Here is a 14,266-nt window from a genome sequence, read left to right as displayed (position 1 = left end):
GCCTCCCGACCTCCCGGAACCGACCCACGGCCTCCCGGCCCCCGGCCTCCCGACCCACGGCCTCCCGGGGGAAAACCCCACCCCCCGCCTGGTGTTGTCCGCTCCACCACCCCCTACCCGGGTATCAGGCGGGAGTTGGCTCCTCGGTGTGACGTGCCGTCACCCGCCGTCTTCCTACCTTCCTCTCGCCAGCGAACGAGCGAGTACCGGAGAGGGAGGGCGGCCCCATGCGCCGTATTTCGAGGACCCTGATCACCGCGGCCGTGGTCACCGCGGTGATCGGCGGGACGGCCGGCTGGGCGTCCGGGGACAGCCAGGAGGCGGTCACCGGGGCGCCGGTCGGGACGGCGGAGTGGCGGGCCGCGGGGCTGCCGGACCCGGAGCGGACGGACCCGGCCGGAGTGGCGCGGTTCTTCGCCGGCCTGAGCCCCGTACGGCAGCGGGAACTGGCCAGGACGCACCCGACGGTCGTCGGAAACCTCGACGGGGCGCCGCCGGAGCTGCGGTACGAGGCCAACGCCCGCACCACGCGCGGGGCGTTCGGCGACGCGCGGGTCCTCGCCCACGACTCCCGCGGCCGCGGGCAGGTGGTCCTGGCGTACGGCGACCTGGCGCGGGCCGCGCACGTCGCGGTGATCGTGCCCGGATCGGACGTCGCCGCGGACCATGTGCGGTCGCTCACCGACATGGCCGCCGCCCTGCGGAAGGCCGCGGGCCCCGACACGGCGGTCGTCGCCTGGGCCGGGTACACCACTCCGGTCGGCGTCGGCGTGGACGCGGCCACCGGCCGGCTCGCCGAGGCCGGCGCGGACCGGCTCACCCGCTTCGTGGACGGTCTCGCGGCCGTCGGAGCGGCCGAGCCCTCCCTGTTCTGCCACAGCTACGGCTCCGTGGTCTGCGGCCTCGCCGCCCACGACCTCAAGGCCAAGGACCTGGTGGTCTTCGGCTCCCCCGGGATGCGCGCCGCGAACGTGGCCGACCTCGGCACCTCCGCCCGCGTCTGGGCGGCGAAGGACCCCACCGACTGGATCGACCGGATCCCGAACGTACGGGTCGGCGACCTCGGCCACGGAGCCGACCCCGCCGACCCGGCCTTCGGGGCGCGGCGGATCGCGGCCGACGACGCGGCCGGCCACGGCGGCTACCTCGCGCCGGGCACCTCCTCCCTCCGCGCCTTCGCCGCGATCGCCGACGGCTCCGTCCGCACGGCCGGCGAGCCCCGTCCCGCCACCGTCCGCGCCGCCGCCGGCGCCCGTACCGAGGGAGAGGTCCGATGAGCGGCCTCGCCACCCTGGCCCGCCGCACCGCCCGGACGATCGAGGCGGGCACCCCCGCCCACCGCGACCGGGCCGTCGACGGGCTGCGCGCCCTGGCCCTGCTCGCCGTGCCCACCGGGCACTGGCTGCTCGGCGGCTTCACGCGCTCCGCCGACGGGGCGATCCACAACGCGAGTCCGCTGAGCGGCTTCGCGGGGCTCGCGCCGGTCAGCTGGGTCCTCCAGATGCTGGGGATCTTCTTCCTGGTCGGCGGCTACGCCTCCGTCCTCTCCTACCGGCGCAGAAAGGGCTCCACGCGCGCGTGGCTCGGGGGCAGACTCGCGCGGCTCGGCCGCCCCGTGCTCGGCGTCACCGCCGTCTGGGCGGGACTGCTGCCCCTGCTCCGCTTCGGGTTCGACGTGCCCGTGGACACCCTGCGGACCGCGTCCACGCTGGTGATCCAGCCCCTGTGGTTCGTGGGGGTGTACACGGTGGTCACCGCGCTCACCCCGCTGTGCGTGCGGGCGTCCCGCCGCCTCGGGGTGTGGGCCGCGGCGCCGCTGCTCGGCTCGGTGGCCCTCGTCGACTTCCTGCGCTACGGCCCGTACGCGGACGCCGTGCCGTCCTGGCTGAGCCTCCTCAACATCCTGCCCGGCTGGCTCTTCGCGTACCAGCTCGGCGTCTCCTGGGGCGAGGGCCGGGTCACCCGGCGGCACGCGCGGGCGCTGCTGGCCGGCGGGGCCGTGCTCTTCGCCGTCCTGCTGCTCGTCTTCGGCTACCCGGCGTCGATGGTCGGCGTCCCCGGCGAGGCCCGCACCAACTCCCATCCGCCGTCGCTGCTGGTCCTCGCCCTCGCGGCCGCGCAGAGCGGCGCCGCGATCCTGCTCAGGGACCGGCTCGGGCGGCTCCTGAGGCGGCCCGCGCTCTGGGCGCCGGTCGTGGTCGTGAACCTGTCGGCCATGACGATCCTGTGCTGGCACCAGACGGCGATGCTCGCCGCGGCGGTCCCCGCCGCGTACCTCGGCGAGGTGCCGGGGCTGGTCGGCGCGCCGGACTCGGTGGGCTGGATCCTGGCGCGGCTGGCGTGGATGCCGGTCTTCGCCGGACTGCTCGTCCTGATCGGGCGGTACGCGCGCGGGTTCGAGTCGCCGTGGGCGAAGACCGGGCCGGGGCGCCGCACCCTGGCGGGGCTGCTGGCCGCGGGGTTCGCGGTCTTCGCCCTGGGGCTGGCGTGAGGCGCCCGGGGGCCGGGGGCGCGGGATCAGACCTCGCGTGCCGCGGACGTCGAGCTCATGTCCGGGTAGCGGTCGCCCGTCACCAGGCCGGCGATGGGCTCCAGCGCCGCGAGCTCGTCGGCGGTGAGGAGGATGCGGGTGGCGGCGGCGTTCTCCTGGAGGCGGGAGCGCTTGCGGGTGCCGGGGATGGGGACGACCGTGAGGCCGTGGACGGCGGCCCGCTGCTGCACCCAGGCGAGGGCGATCTGCGCCGGGGTCGCGCCGTGCGCGGCGGCGATCTTGCGGACGGGGTCGAGGAGGGCGGCGTTGCGCTCCGCGTTCTCGCCGGTGAACCGGGGCTGGTACTGGCGGAAGTCGCCGCCCGACAGGTCCTTGGCGGCGTCGGCGAAGGCTCCGGTGAGGAAGCCTCGGCCGAGCGGCGAGTAGGGCACGAAGGTGACGCCGAGTTCGGCGGCCGCGCCGACGGCGCTGCGCTCCACGTCCCGGGAGAAGAGCGACCACTCCGACTGGAGGGCGGCGATCGGGTGGACGGCGTACGCCTCGCGGAGTTCGGGCCCGGTGACCTCGCTGAGGCCCAGGTGGCGGACCTTGCCCTGCCGGACGAGTTCGGCCATGGCGCCGACGGACTCGGCGAGGGGGACCTCCGGGTCGCGGCGGTGCATGTAGTAGAGGTCGATGGTCTCGATGCCGAGCCGGCGCAGGCTGTCCTCGACGGCCTTCCTGATGTAGGCCGGGTCGTTGCGGACGGCCCGGTAGGTCGGGTCGTCGGCGCGGCGCTCCACGGCGAACTTGGTGGCGAGGGTGACCTCGTCGCGGTGGGCGGCGAGGAAGGGGGCGAGGAACTCCTCGTTGGCGCCGCTGCCGTAGATGTCGGCGGTGTCGATCAGGGTGACGCCCGCCTCCAGGGCCGCGTCGAGGGTGTCGCGGGCGGCCGCCTCGTCGGTGTCGCCGTAGAACTCGCTGATGCCCATGGCTCCGAAGCCCTGGACGCCGATCTCGGGGCCGTCCTGGCCGCCGAGGCGTACGGTGTCGATCCTGCTCACGCTGGTCATGAAGGTGTTCCTCCGCATGCGGTGCCGTAGTGGCCGATCTTGATGTCGAGCACGGCGAGCGTGTCCTGGAGCTCGGTGATCCGGGCGAGCACGTCCCTCCTGGTGGCCTCCAGGAGCTCCCGCCGGGCGTCCCGGGTGTGGTCGCCCTCCCGCACCAGCTCCGCGTACCGGACCATGTCCGCGACCGGCATCCCCGTGAGCCGCAGCTTGCCGACGAACGCGAGCCAGTTCAGGTCCTGCTCCGTGAAGCGGCGCTGGCCGGTGTGGGAGCGGTCGACGTGCGGCATGAGGCCGATCCGCTCGTACCAGCGCAGGGTGTGCGCCGACAGGCCGGTCAGCGCGGAGACCTCGCTGATGGTGTGGTGGGTCCGGGGTCGGCTCGGGCTCGTGCTCGCCATCGCGCTCATGCCTCCACGCTAAAACGTTGGAGTGCACTCCAAGCAAGTAGGCTCGGCCCCATGCAGAGCAGCGTGCCGAGTCTGGCGTCGATCGAGAACTGGCCCGTCCCCACCGCGGCGGCCGCCGTGGTCCGCGCGGACGGCACCCTGGCCGGGTCGTACGGGCCCACCGGGCAGCGCTTCCCGCTCGCCTCCGTGACCAAGCCGCTCGCGGCGTACGCCGTCCTCGTCGCGTACGAGGAGGGGGCGGTCGACCTCGACGAGCCGGCCGGGCCCGAGGGCGCGACCGTGCGCCACCTCCTCGCCCACACCTCGGGGCTCGCGTTCGACGAGAACCGGGTCATGGCCGCGCCGGGCACCCGCCGGATCTACTCCAACACCGGTTTCGAGGCCCTCGGCGACCACCTGGCCAAGGCGACCGACATCCCGTTCGCCGAGTACCTGCAGCAGGCCGTCCTGGAGCCGCTGGGCATGGCGTCGACGACGCTGGACGGCTCGCCCGCCAAGGACGCCGTCTCGACCGTCGACGACCTGGTGCGGTTCGCCGCCGAGCTGCAGGCTCCGCGGCTGCTCGACCCGCGGACCGTCCTGGAGGCGATGAGCGTCGCGTACCCCGGCCTGACCGGCATCCTGCCCGGGTACGGACACCAGCGGCCCAACGACTGGGGCCTCGGCTTCGAGATCCGCGACGGCAAGTCGCCGCACTGGACGGGCGCCGGGTCCTCGCCCCGCACCTTCGGGCACTTCGGGCAGTCCGGCACCTTCCTGTGGGTGGACCCGGACGCGCGCGCGGCGTGCGTGGCGCTGACCGACCGGCCCTTCGGGGCGTGGGCGGTCGAGGCGTGGCCGCCGTTCACGGACGCGGTCCTGGCCGATCTGCGGGCGGCCTGAGACCACGGCCCGGCAGGGCCGTCCGCTCCTCCCCGCCGTCCGCCGTCCGGGCACCGGTGCGCGGGCGCGGGGACGGCACGGGGGCGTCTCCGGTTATCCGTCGCAGCGTGCGGTGGGCAGGATCCCGTCCGGGCCGCTGAGCGACACGTCGACCAGGCCGGCCGCGTCCTCGGCGTAGGCGGTGGTGCACACCAGCTGGTGGACGCCCGCCTCGGACAGCTTCTTGACGGGGAACGGCGTGCGGACCCAGACCAGCCGGCGCGTCCTGGTGCCCGTCGCGGGGTCCCCGGTCGAGTCCTGCAGCACGGTCGGGCTCCCCGCGTCCGCCGTCGGCAGGGCGGTGGTGATGCCGGCCGCGGCCTCGTTCGCCCGCGGCCCGGCCACGAGCATGGCGAGGATCTTGTCGGTGGCGGCCCCGCCGCGGCGCAGCTCGTCGCGGGAGATCTCGTAGTCCGGGCCGAACAGGTCGGTCGGGGAGCCCGTCCCCGAGCCCTCCCACGGGGAGCCGTCGGCCGGACCGGGGACGCCGAGACCGCGGGCGACCGGCATCGAGCGGCCGTCGGGGCCGACGAAGTACAGCACGATCCGCTCGTTCGGCGGCGGCTGGGCCTTGACCGTGGCCGCCCCGCCCGCCTCGACGACGTCGGTCTTCTGTATGCCGCAGCCGGCCACGGCGGTCGGCACCAGCAGGGCGAGCAGGGCGGCGGACGCGCCGCGGCGGCGCCCGTCGCCCCGTGCCGGCCGGCGGCGGCGGGCGCGCGCGGTCCCCGTGCCGGTCACCGTGGCGTCCGCGCCGGTCACAGCGGCATCCGCACCGTGAAGACCGCTCCGCCCTCCGGGGAGTTGGCGGCGGTGACCGTGCCTCCGTGGAGCCGTACGTTCTCCAGGGTGATCGCGAGGCCGAGGCCGCTGCCCGCCGAGCGGGTCCTGGCCTGGTCCGCCTTGTAGAAGCGGTCGAAGACGTGCGGCAGGACGTCGGGGTGGATGCCGGGACCCCGGTCGGCGACCTCCGCCACCAGCTGCTCCTCCTCCGCCCACAGCCGGACCGTGACCGGCGCCGCGCCGTGCCGGAGGGCGTTGCCGACGAGGTTGGCGACGACGACGTCGAAGCGGCGCGGGTCGAGCCGGGCCCGGATCCCCTCCCCGAGGTACGGGACGACCTGGGCCGGATCGGTCCAGTGCCGGTGCTGGAGGGTCTTGCGGACGCAGTCGGCGGCGTCGACCTCGTCGGTGTGCAGCTCCGCGGCGCGGGCGTCGAAGCGGGAGATCTCCATGAGGTCCTCGACGAGTACGGCGAGCTTCCCGGTTTCGGCGCTGATGAGGCGGACCGCGCGGGCCGTGTCGCTGTCGAGGGTTCCGGCGTCCTCGTCGAGGACCTCGGTGACGGCGAGCATCCCGGCGAGCGGGGTGCGGAGTTCGTGGGAGACGTCGGAGGCGAAGCGGCGGGCCCGGGCCTCGGCGTCGCGGAGCTCCGCGACGGAACGTTCCAGCTCGGCGGCGGACTCGTTGAACGTCCGGGCGAGGTCGGCGAGTTCGTCGCTGCCCGTGGCGTGGATCCGGGTGTCGAGCCGGCCGCGTCCCATGCTGCGGGCCGCGTGGCGGAGCTCGCGGACCGGCCGGAGCACGCCGCGCGCGGCGATCAGGGCGGGGATCAGGGCCACGGCGAGGGCGGGCAGGGCGCCGTCCCGGGCGGCCGTGACCATCGCCTCGATGTTGGCCTCCTCCTCGTCGAGTTCCATGACGGCGTAGAACACGAGGCCGGTGCGCTGCGGCGGGCCCTCGGGCGAGTGGGCCAGGAAGACGGCGGGGACGGCGATGGTGAGGTACGGGGTGCCGTTCCTGACCACCCGCTGGAAGCTGCCGTGCGGGACGGCCTGGTCGTCGGCGGCTCGGGCCCGCAGCTCCGGCGTGATGACGGAGGAGGTGGGCCGGTCGGTGGAGGAGACGCGGAGGGTGCCGTACTCGGCGTAGACGCGCCAGGCGCGGGGCTTGCCCTGGCGGGCGACCAGCATGAGCGTGTCCCGCAGCATGTCCGGTTCGACGGGCAGGGTGACGCCGAGGGCGGCGACCTGCTCGCGGAAGGCGGAGACGGCGGTGTCCTGGGTCTGCTCCAGGATCGCGTTGCGGGCGGCCCGGTAGGTGAGCGCCGCGGTGGTGCCGCAGCCGACGGCGGCGACGAGCAGGAAGGCGAGGACGAGCCGGGTGCGCAGCCCGAAGGGGTGCGGGCGCAGCCGCGGGCTCCGGCCCTCGCGCCGGGCGGCGCGCCCGCGGCGCCCACGTCCGGCCGCCCCGCGGTCGGCCGCCCCGCCGTCGTGGCCGGCCGTCCCGCCGTGGTGGCCGCGTCCGTGGCCGGAGTGCCCGCCGGGCCCGTCCGCCCGGCCGGTGTCCTCGTCCGGGGCGACGCAGGCCTTCACTGCGGGCCCAGCGGGCCGAAGCGGTAGCCGAAGCCGCGCAGGGTCTGGATGTAGCGGGGGTCGCCCGGGGTGTCCTCGATCTTGTTCCGCAGCCGCCGGACGCAGGCGTCGACCAGCCGGGCGTCGCCGTGGTAGCTGTGTTCCCAGACGTGTTCGAGGAGCTGCTGCCGGCTGAACACCTGCTCCGGTGCGGCCGTGAGGTGGAGCAGCAGCTTCAGCTCGGAGGGGGCGAGGGCGATCCGCTCGCCGGCCTTGGCGACGGTGAGGCCGGCCCGGTCGACGGCCAGCTCCCCGTGGAACTCGACGGCGGCCCGGCCGCCGGCCGGCTCCTCGATGCGCCGCAGCACGGCCCGGATGCGGGCCTCGATGACCTCGGTGCGGGCGGGCTTGACGATGTAGTCGTCGGCGCCGGCCTCCAGGCCGATGACGACGTCGAAGTCGTCGCCGCGGGCCGTCAGCATGATGATCGGCAGCTGGCTGTTCTCGCGGACCCGGCGGCACACCTGGACACCGTTGATGCCGGGCAGCATCAGGTCGAGCAGCAGGAGGTCCGGCCGGAACTCCGCGAGCGCGTCGAGTCCGGCCTCCCCGGTGGCGGCGGTGCGCACCTCGTGCCCGCGGCGCCGGAGTCCGAGCTCGACGCCTTCGCGGACGGAGGGGTCGTCTTCTATCAGGAGCACGCGGGGCATCTGTGAAGTATCCAAGGTCGAAGGGCCCCTCCGGCCGGAGGGGGTGTGCTCAGCGGCGGTGGGCGAGGCCGCGCAGCCGGCCGCCGCCGGACCCGATGAGGGCCTGGAGCTCGGTGAGCCGCAGGGGCTTGGCGAGGACGGCGAAGACGGTGAGGACGGTCAGCGCGCCGGCCGCCCCGGAGGGCACGGCCCCGGCGGGCCCGGTGAGGTCGGTGACGAGGAGTCCGTAGCCGGCGGCGGGCACGGCGGCGGCCAGCAGCCGCACCAGGGCCCCGGCGGAACCGCCGGAGGCCGGGGCGCCGGGCGCCGGGCCGCTCCCCCTGAGCCTCCTGCGCAGCGCGGAGGCCGTGAGGGCCCAGCCGGCCCAGAGGGCGAGCGAGTACCCGGCGGCCATGCCGGCGACGGCCCAGCGGGTGGGCAGGTACTGGAAGGCGGCGAACGACAGCCCCGCGTTGAGCCCGGCGATCACCAGGTTCAGCAGGAACGGGGTGCGGGTGTCGCGCAGGGCGTAGAAGGCGCGGTTGCACACGTACTGCCCGGAGAGGGCGACGAGGCCGGGGGCGAAGGCCATCAGGATCCAGGACATCGCGCGGACGTCGTCGCCGGTGGTCGCCCCGTACCGGAAGACGGCCGTCAGCAGCGGGACGGCGAGCGCGAGGAGGGCGCAGGCCGCCGGGACGACGGCCGCCTGGCTGGTCCGCAGGGCGTACGAGACGTCCCGGCGGACTCCCGCGAGGTCGCCGTCGGCGGCCGCGGCGCTCATCCGGGGCAGCAGCGCGGTGACGAGGGAGACCGTGATGATGCCGTGCGGGACGGACCACAGGAGGTAGGCGTTGTTGTACGCGGCGAGGCCGCCGCCGCTGACCGTGCCGCCCGCCGAGGTGGCGAGCAGGGTGGTCACCCAGTACGCCCCCTGGTTGGTGAGGACGAGCAGGACGAGCCAGCCGGCCGAGCGCAGCGGTGCGGCGAGGCCGCTGCCGCGCCAGTCGAAGCGGGGCCGCCAGCGGAAGCGGGCGGCGCGCAGCGAGGGCACGAGGGCGAGGGCTTGCAGCACGATGCCGGCGGTGGTGCCCCAGCCGAGCAGGGCGGTCTCGCCGGGGGTGAGCGCGCCGCCGTCGGAGACGACGAGGAAGAGGGTGAAGACGGCGACGACGACCACGTTGTTGAGGACCGGGGTCCACATCATGGCGCCGAAGCGGCCCCGGGCGTTGAGGACCTGCCCGAGCAGGGTGAAGAGGCCGAGGAAGAGGATCTGCGGCAGGCACGCGCGCGCGAAGGCGAGGGTCAGCTCCCGCTGCGCGCCGGTGTAGTCGGTGTAGGTGTCGACGATCAGGGGCGCGGCGAACACCGCGGCGGCGGTGAGGACGGAGAGGGCGAGCACGCAGAGGGTGAGGAGCCGGTCGGTGTAGGCGGCTCCGCCGTCCTCGTGCTCCTTCGCGGCCTTGACCAGCTCGGGGACGAAGACCGCGTTGAGGGCGCCGCCGAGGAGGAGCGTGTAGATGATGGTGGGGACGGTGTTGCCGACCGCGTAGCCGTCGGCGACGGCGGCCGCGCCGAGCGCGGCGGCGACCACGGAGGCGCGGACGAAGCCGGTGGCGCGGGAGACGAGCGAGCCGGCGGCCATGAGCGCGCCGCTGCGCAGCGCGGACGGGCGGGACGTCGCCCGTTCCCTGCCGGGCTGTTCGGCGGTGAGCGTGGCGGTCATCGGCGGGCCAGGTACGCCTGGAAGGCGCGGTACAGCGCGTGGTTGGTCGTGCCCTGCATCGGTGTCTCCCACTCCCCCAGCGTCTCGACGACCTGTCCTCCCGTGCCGAGCTTCCAGCGGAGCAGCCCGTGGGCACGGTCGCCCGGGTCGAGGGTGGAGGGTACCCCGCGCAGGTCGTAGACGGCGGCGCCGAGGGCGTGGGCGTCGAGCATCATGCGCCACTGGAGGGCGTTGGACGGCCGGACCTCGCGGCGGTGGTCGGCGGAGGCGCCGGTCTGGTACCAGACCCGGCCTCCGACGGTGACCATGGTGTGGGCGGCGAGGATCTCGTCCTCGTGGCGGGCGAGGTAGAGCTTCATCCGGCCGGGCTGCTCGGCGTTGAGGACGGCGTACTGGCGCTCGTAGTAGGCGAGGGAGCGGCCCAGGCGGAAGCCGTCGCGCTCCTCGGTGATGCGGAGCAGCCGGTAGAACTCGGGGAGGTCGGCGGCGGATCCGACGGTGATCTCGACGCCGGACTTGCGGGCCTTGCGGACGTTGCGCCGCCATTCCTGGTTGAGGCCGGTCCACAGGTCGTCGGCGGTGCGGCCGGCGAGCGGCACCTGGAAGACGTGGCGGGGCTGGGCGTCGGCGCCGTCCTCCGACTCCCCGCCGCAGCGGCGCCAGCCGCGGGCGCGGAGCCGTTCCGCGACGGCGGTGCCGAGGGGGTCGACCTCGTCGGCGAGGACGTCGGAGAGCCGGCGGCCGGGGCCGGCGGCGGCCTTGACGGTGGCGGCGTTCCACCGCCGGTAGGCGGGTCCGGGGCCGATGCGGACGGCGAAGGCGCCGCAGGAGCGGAGGTGGGCGAGCAGCGGGGTGAGCCAGCCGTCGATGTCGGGGTCGGACCAGTCGGCGACGGGTCCTTCGGGCAGGTAGGCGAAGTACTTGCGGGTGCCGGGGAAGGGGCGCAGGAGGACGAGGGCCACGCCGGTCGTGCCGCCGGACTCCGGCCCCCAGCCGACGAGTCGGTGCTGCCAGCCGTCCTTGACCTGCGCCCAGGCGGGGACCTGGAGGAAGCTGGGCCCGTCCGCACCGGAGCGGGAGGCGAGGAAGGCGCGGTAGACCTCGGGGGTGACGGGGCCGAGCCGCAGGGTGCGGCGCTCGGCGGGTGCGGCCGTCACGAGCAGGGCTGACACAACGGAGCCTCCTTGTTCCGCCCCTCGGTGGTGGGGCGCACAGCAGGCTCACAGCCGAATTCGACGGAGTCGCGCGTCGTATGTGACCGGACGATGACCGTTGTGCCGCAGCCCCCGTCATACGGGGTCCGGGGCCGCCGCGGGGGGTGGGGAGCGACCTAGAGTCCGAAACATCCCACTCGCTTCCCACCACCCCTGCGGAGGTCTCCCGTGCTGCGCATACGCACAACCCGTCCCGTTCTCGCGGCAGTCGCGCTGGCCGTCTCCCTGACGGCCTGTTCGGCGCAGGCGGCGAGCGGCCCCGGGGGGAGCGGGGCTCCCGCCGCGGACGGGTCGGCGTCCCCGCCGAAGGTGACGGTCGTGGAGCCGGCCGCCGGCGTCCCGGTGACGGTGACCGCGGCGGGCGGCACGATCTCCGAGGTGAAGGTCCTGGACGCGGACGGCGGTTCGCTCGCGGGCCGGGCGGCCGAGGGCGGCACCCGCTGGGTCTCGGACCGCAAGGCGGCGCCGGGGACCCGGTACACGGTGGAGGTCACCTCGCGCACGGCCGACGGGAAGGAGTCGACCACCCGGTCCTCCTTCGAGACGGCCCGGGCCGGCAAGGTCAACAAGCTGACCCTGGCCCCCGGCAAGAACACCACCGTCGGCATCGCCCACCCCCTCTCGATCGTCTTCGACCTGCCGGTGACGAAGAAGGCCGACGTGGAGAGGCAGCTCAAGGTGACCACCTCGAACGGGACCGAGGGCTCCTGGGGCTGGGTGAAGGACCACTCGGGCCGCGACCGGGCGGACTGGCGGCCCCGGGCGTACTGGAAGCCGGGCACGAGGGTCACCCTGCGGGCGGACCTGAACGGCACGGACTCAGGCGGCGGCTGGTTCGTACGGGACTACCGCACGGGCTTCACGGTCGGCGCCGCGCAGGTCGTGAAGGTCGACCTGGACCGCCACGAGCTGACCCTCTCCAGGGACGGCCGCACGGTCCGCACGATCCCGGTGTCCGGCGGCACCCCGGGCGGCGACAAGCGGTCCTGGCGGGGCACGGCCGTGCTGATGGCGAAGGAGGGCACCATCAACATGAACTCGGAGACGGTCGGCCTCGGGGACGCCTACGACAAGGACGTCGACTACTCGATGCGGCTGACCTGGTCGGGGATGTACGCGCACGCGGCCCCCTGGAACGCCCGGCACTTCGGCAAGGCCAACATGAGCTCCGGCTGCATCGGCATGAGCGACGCCGACGCCGCCTCCTTCTACGGCGCGGTGCACGTCGGCGACCCCTTCGAGATCACCGGCCGGGACACCAAGGGCACGGTCGCCGAGGGCAACGGCTACGGGGCGTGGAACCTGAGCTGGGAGCAGTGGCGGAAGAAGAGCGCGCTGGCCTGAGGGGCCGGGCCCCGGCCGGTCAGCCGAGGGCCCTGCGCCAGTCCCGCATCTCCCAGACCAGGACCTCCGCACCGGTCGTGGCGACGAGGGTGCGGTCCCCGGACCCGGTGAGGCGGACGGCGTCGCCGGGCCCCAGCGGCTCCTCGCCCGCGCCGTCCGCCCCGGTCTCCCCGCCGAGCGCGACCGCGCCGCGCACGACGTGGACGTAGACGAAGTCGGCGGCCGGGACGGGGATCGTCCCGCCCGCTTCGGCCCGGCGGACGTGCAGCCGCGCGTCCGCCGCCGGGAGGTCGTAGGCGCCGGACGCGCCGGTCCCCCGCACCACCTCGTACGAGGGCTCCCCGCCCGGCGACAGCGGTGCGAGCCACATCTGCACGAAGACGAGCGGCACGTCGCCGTCGTTGCGCTCGACGTGCCGGACCCCGCCGGCCGAGCTCAGCCGCTGGAGGTCGCCGGGGCGGACGACGCTGGTGTGGCCGGCGGTGTCGTGGTGGGTGAGCTCCCCCTCGACGACCCAGGTGACGATCTCGGTGTGGCTGTGCGGATGCTCGTCGAAGCCGGCCCCGGGCGCGAGCCGCTCCTCGTTGCAGGCGAGGAGCGCGCCGAAGCGCAGGTTGTCGGGGTCGTAGTGCGGGCCGAAGGACAGGGCGTGCCGGGTCTCGATCCCGGCGGCCCGGTCGCCCCCGGGGTACCGCTCCGCCGCGCGCTGGATGCGTATCACGGGTCCTACGGTAGTGCGCCGAGCCGGAGGGCCCGGGGGCTGCGCCGGGGCCGGACCGCCGGGCCCGGCGGGGGCGAACCCGCCCCGACCCCGCACGCCGCCGTCCGGATAAGGCAGTCTTGTCCCCGTGCCAGAACCCACGAACGCCCCTCACCCGCACGCCGCGACCCTGAAGCGCCTCGAACAGTCCTCCGGGCGGCTCGCCGCCAACGCCATTGCCCGCATGGACGAGACGCTGCCGTGGTACCGGGCGATGCCGCCCGAGAACCGGTCGTGGATCGGCCTGGTCGCGCAGGCCGGCATCGCCGCGTTCACCGAGTGGTTCCGGCACCCGGAGACCCCGCAGGCCATCTCGACGGACGTCTTCGGCACCGCGCCCCGCGAGCTGACCCGCGCGATCACCCTGCGCCAGACCGTCGAGATGGTGCGGACCACCATCGAGGTCATGGAGACGGCGATCGAGGAGGTCGCCGCCCCCGGCGACGAGTCCACCCTCCGCGAGGCGCTCCTCGTCTACGCCCGGGAGATCGCCTTCGCGACGGCCCAGGTGTACGCGCAGGCCGCCGAGGCGCGGGGCGCCTGGGACGCGCGCCTGGAGTCGCTGGTGGTGAACGCGGTCCTGTCGGGCGAGGCGGACGAGGGCGCGGTGTCCCGCGCCGCGGCGCTGGGCTGGAACTCCCCCGACCACGTGTGCGTGATCCTCGGGACGGCGCCCGACGGCGACAGCGAGCTGACCGTGGAGGCGATCCGCCGCGCGGCGCGGCACGCCAAGCTCCAGGTCCTCACCGGGGTCCTCGGCAACCGGCTGGTGGTCATCGCCGGCGGCAACGACAACCCCCTGGCCGTGGCGAAGGCCCTGATCGGCCCGTACGCGGCGGGGCCGGTCGTCGCGGGCCCCGTGGTCCCCGACCTGCTGGCGGCCACGCGCTCGGCGCAGGCCGCGGCGGCGGGCCTGAAGGCCTGCTCGGCGTGGCAGGACGCGCCCCGCCCGGTCCTCGCGGACGATCTCCTGCCGGAGCGCGCCATCGCGTCCGACCCTTCGGCGCGCGAGCAGCTGGTGGAGGAGATCTACAGACCGCTGGAGGAAGCGGGCTCGGCGCTGCTGGAAACTCTCAGTGTCTATCTGGAGCAGGCCAGCAGCCTGGAAGGCGCGGCCCGCATGCTGTTCGTGCACCCGAACACCGTGCGCTACCGGCTTCGACGTGTGACCGACGTCACCGGCTGGTCACCCTCCGATGTCCGTTCGGCGTTCACGCTGCGGATCGCGCTCATTCTCGGACGCTTGGCCGACGGAGATCCGCAGTCCTAGACTTTTGTCGAACACCAACAATTCCCCCGACGGTTCTT

At 74.9% G+C, this 14,266-nt stretch carries 13 protein-coding genes; 5 read left to right on the top strand and 8 right to left on the bottom strand.

Features of this window, described 5'->3' with window-relative positions; translation table 11 throughout:
* The first annotated feature begins 227 nt into the window (after nt 1–227).
* Together ACY0MR_RS25155 and ACY0MR_RS25150 are read left to right on the top strand one after the other, a co-directional pair.
* Entirely contained in the window at nt 228–1,277 is a 1,050-nt protein-coding gene (locus tag ACY0MR_RS25155; RefSeq protein WP_473555490.1) for an alpha/beta hydrolase, read from the top strand.
* A complete protein-coding gene (locus ACY0MR_RS25150) occupies nt 1,274–2,491 on the top strand; it encodes an acyltransferase family protein (protein WP_473555487.1) in 1,218 nt (405 codons plus the stop codon). Before ACY0MR_RS25155 ends, ACY0MR_RS25150 begins: the two co-directional genes overlap by 4 nt.
* A gap of 26 nt (nt 2,492–2,517) precedes the next feature.
* On the opposite strand, the gene ACY0MR_RS25145 is transcribed toward ACY0MR_RS25150, so the two are convergent.
* Both ACY0MR_RS25145 and ACY0MR_RS25140 read right to left on the bottom strand, forming a co-directional pair.
* On the bottom strand, nt 2,518–3,543 hold the full coding sequence (locus tag ACY0MR_RS25145; RefSeq protein WP_473555485.1) for an aldo/keto reductase: 1,026 nt from the start codon (nt 3,541–3,543) through the stop codon (nt 2,518–2,520).
* Nucleotides 3,540–3,950 carry a MerR family transcriptional regulator gene (locus ACY0MR_RS25140; protein WP_361862327.1) on the bottom strand — a complete coding sequence of 137 codons (411 nt, stop codon included), beginning with the start codon at nt 3,948–3,950 and terminating at the stop codon, nt 3,540–3,542. Before ACY0MR_RS25140 ends, ACY0MR_RS25145 begins: the two co-directional genes overlap by 4 nt.
* A 51-nt stretch (nt 3,951–4,001) precedes the next feature.
* On the opposite strand from ACY0MR_RS25140, the gene ACY0MR_RS25135 reads away from it, so the two are divergent.
* Nucleotides 4,002–4,832 carry a serine hydrolase domain-containing protein gene (locus ACY0MR_RS25135; protein WP_388799194.1) on the top strand — a complete coding sequence of 277 codons (831 nt, stop codon included), beginning with the start codon at nt 4,002–4,004 and terminating at the stop codon, nt 4,830–4,832.
* A 93-nt stretch (nt 4,833–4,925) separates the two neighbouring features.
* Here ACY0MR_RS25135 and ACY0MR_RS25130 read toward each other — a convergent pair whose 3' ends face one another.
* Genes ACY0MR_RS25130 through ACY0MR_RS25110 form a run of 5 tightly spaced genes read right to left on the bottom strand, consistent with a single transcriptional unit; the run spans nt 4,926 to nt 10,812 of the window.
* The gene (locus ACY0MR_RS25130) at nt 4,926–5,633 is read right to left on the bottom strand and encodes a hypothetical protein (protein WP_404080396.1); all 708 of its coding nucleotides are present in this window, start codon (nt 5,631–5,633) and stop codon (nt 4,926–4,928) included.
* Nucleotides 5,630–7,246, bottom strand: coding sequence for an ATP-binding protein (locus ACY0MR_RS25125; protein WP_403313189.1), 1,617 nt, complete (start codon nt 7,244–7,246; stop codon nt 5,630–5,632). The genes ACY0MR_RS25130 and ACY0MR_RS25125 overlap by 4 nt, the downstream gene beginning before the upstream one ends.
* Nucleotides 7,243–7,935, bottom strand: coding sequence for a response regulator (locus ACY0MR_RS25120; RefSeq protein WP_388799185.1), 693 nt, complete (start codon nt 7,933–7,935; stop codon nt 7,243–7,245). The genes ACY0MR_RS25125 and ACY0MR_RS25120 overlap by 4 nt, the downstream gene beginning before the upstream one ends.
* 49 nt (nt 7,936–7,984) lie before the next feature.
* Nucleotides 7,985–9,640 carry a murein biosynthesis integral membrane protein MurJ gene (gene murJ / locus ACY0MR_RS25115; RefSeq protein WP_473555480.1) on the bottom strand — a complete coding sequence of 552 codons (1,656 nt, stop codon included), beginning with the start codon at nt 9,638–9,640 and terminating at the stop codon, nt 7,985–7,987.
* Complete coding sequence (locus ACY0MR_RS25110) at nt 9,637–10,812, bottom strand: lipid II:glycine glycyltransferase FemX (RefSeq protein WP_404080408.1); 1,176 nt, start codon at nt 10,810–10,812, stop codon at nt 9,637–9,639. The genes murJ and ACY0MR_RS25110 overlap by 4 nt, the downstream gene beginning before the upstream one ends.
* Nucleotides 10,813–11,007: 195 nt before the next feature.
* Here ACY0MR_RS25110 and ACY0MR_RS25105 point away from each other — a divergent pair, with 195 nt between their 5' ends.
* A complete protein-coding gene (locus ACY0MR_RS25105) occupies nt 11,008–12,198 on the top strand; it encodes a L,D-transpeptidase family protein (protein WP_473561881.1) in 1,191 nt (396 codons plus the stop codon).
* Nucleotides 12,199–12,217: 19 nt separating this feature from the next.
* On the opposite strand, the gene ACY0MR_RS25100 is transcribed toward ACY0MR_RS25105, so the two are convergent.
* Nucleotides 12,218–12,919 carry a pirin family protein gene (locus ACY0MR_RS25100; RefSeq protein WP_473555477.1) on the bottom strand — a complete coding sequence of 234 codons (702 nt, stop codon included), beginning with the start codon at nt 12,917–12,919 and terminating at the stop codon, nt 12,218–12,220.
* A 127-nt stretch (nt 12,920–13,046) separates the two neighbouring features.
* On the opposite strand from ACY0MR_RS25100, the gene ACY0MR_RS25095 reads away from it, so the two are divergent.
* A complete protein-coding gene (locus tag ACY0MR_RS25095) occupies nt 13,047–14,228 on the top strand; it encodes a PucR family transcriptional regulator (protein ID WP_361855849.1) in 1,182 nt (393 codons plus the stop codon).
* Nucleotides 14,229–14,266 lie beyond the last annotated feature (38 nt).

This window comes from Streptomyces sp. JN8 (assembly GCF_055808075.1).
Note: the sequence above shows the minus strand (reverse complement) of the source record. Positions and strands in the feature narration are given on the sequence as shown.

Coding starts and splice junctions, on each gene's coding strand:
- ACY0MR_RS25145 (WP_473555485.1), bottom strand. CDS start 3,543: ATGACCAGCGTGAGCAGGATCGACACCGTACGCCTCGGCGGCCAGGAC.
- murJ (WP_473555480.1), bottom strand. CDS start 9,640: ATGACCGCCACGCTCACCGCCGAACAGCCCGGCAGGGAACGGGCGACG.
- ACY0MR_RS25120 (WP_388799185.1), bottom strand. CDS start 7,935: ATGCCCCGCGTGCTCCTGATAGAAGACGACCCCTCCGTCCGCGAAGGC.
- ACY0MR_RS25135 (WP_388799194.1), top strand. CDS start 4,002: ATGCAGAGCAGCGTGCCGAGTCTGGCGTCGATCGAGAACTGGCCCGTC.
- ACY0MR_RS25155 (WP_473555490.1), top strand. CDS start 228: ATGCGCCGTATTTCGAGGACCCTGATCACCGCGGCCGTGGTCACCGCG.
- ACY0MR_RS25140 (WP_361862327.1), bottom strand. CDS start 3,950: ATGAGCGCGATGGCGAGCACGAGCCCGAGCCGACCCCGGACCCACCAC.
- ACY0MR_RS25150 (WP_473555487.1), top strand. CDS start 1,274: ATGAGCGGCCTCGCCACCCTGGCCCGCCGCACCGCCCGGACGATCGAG.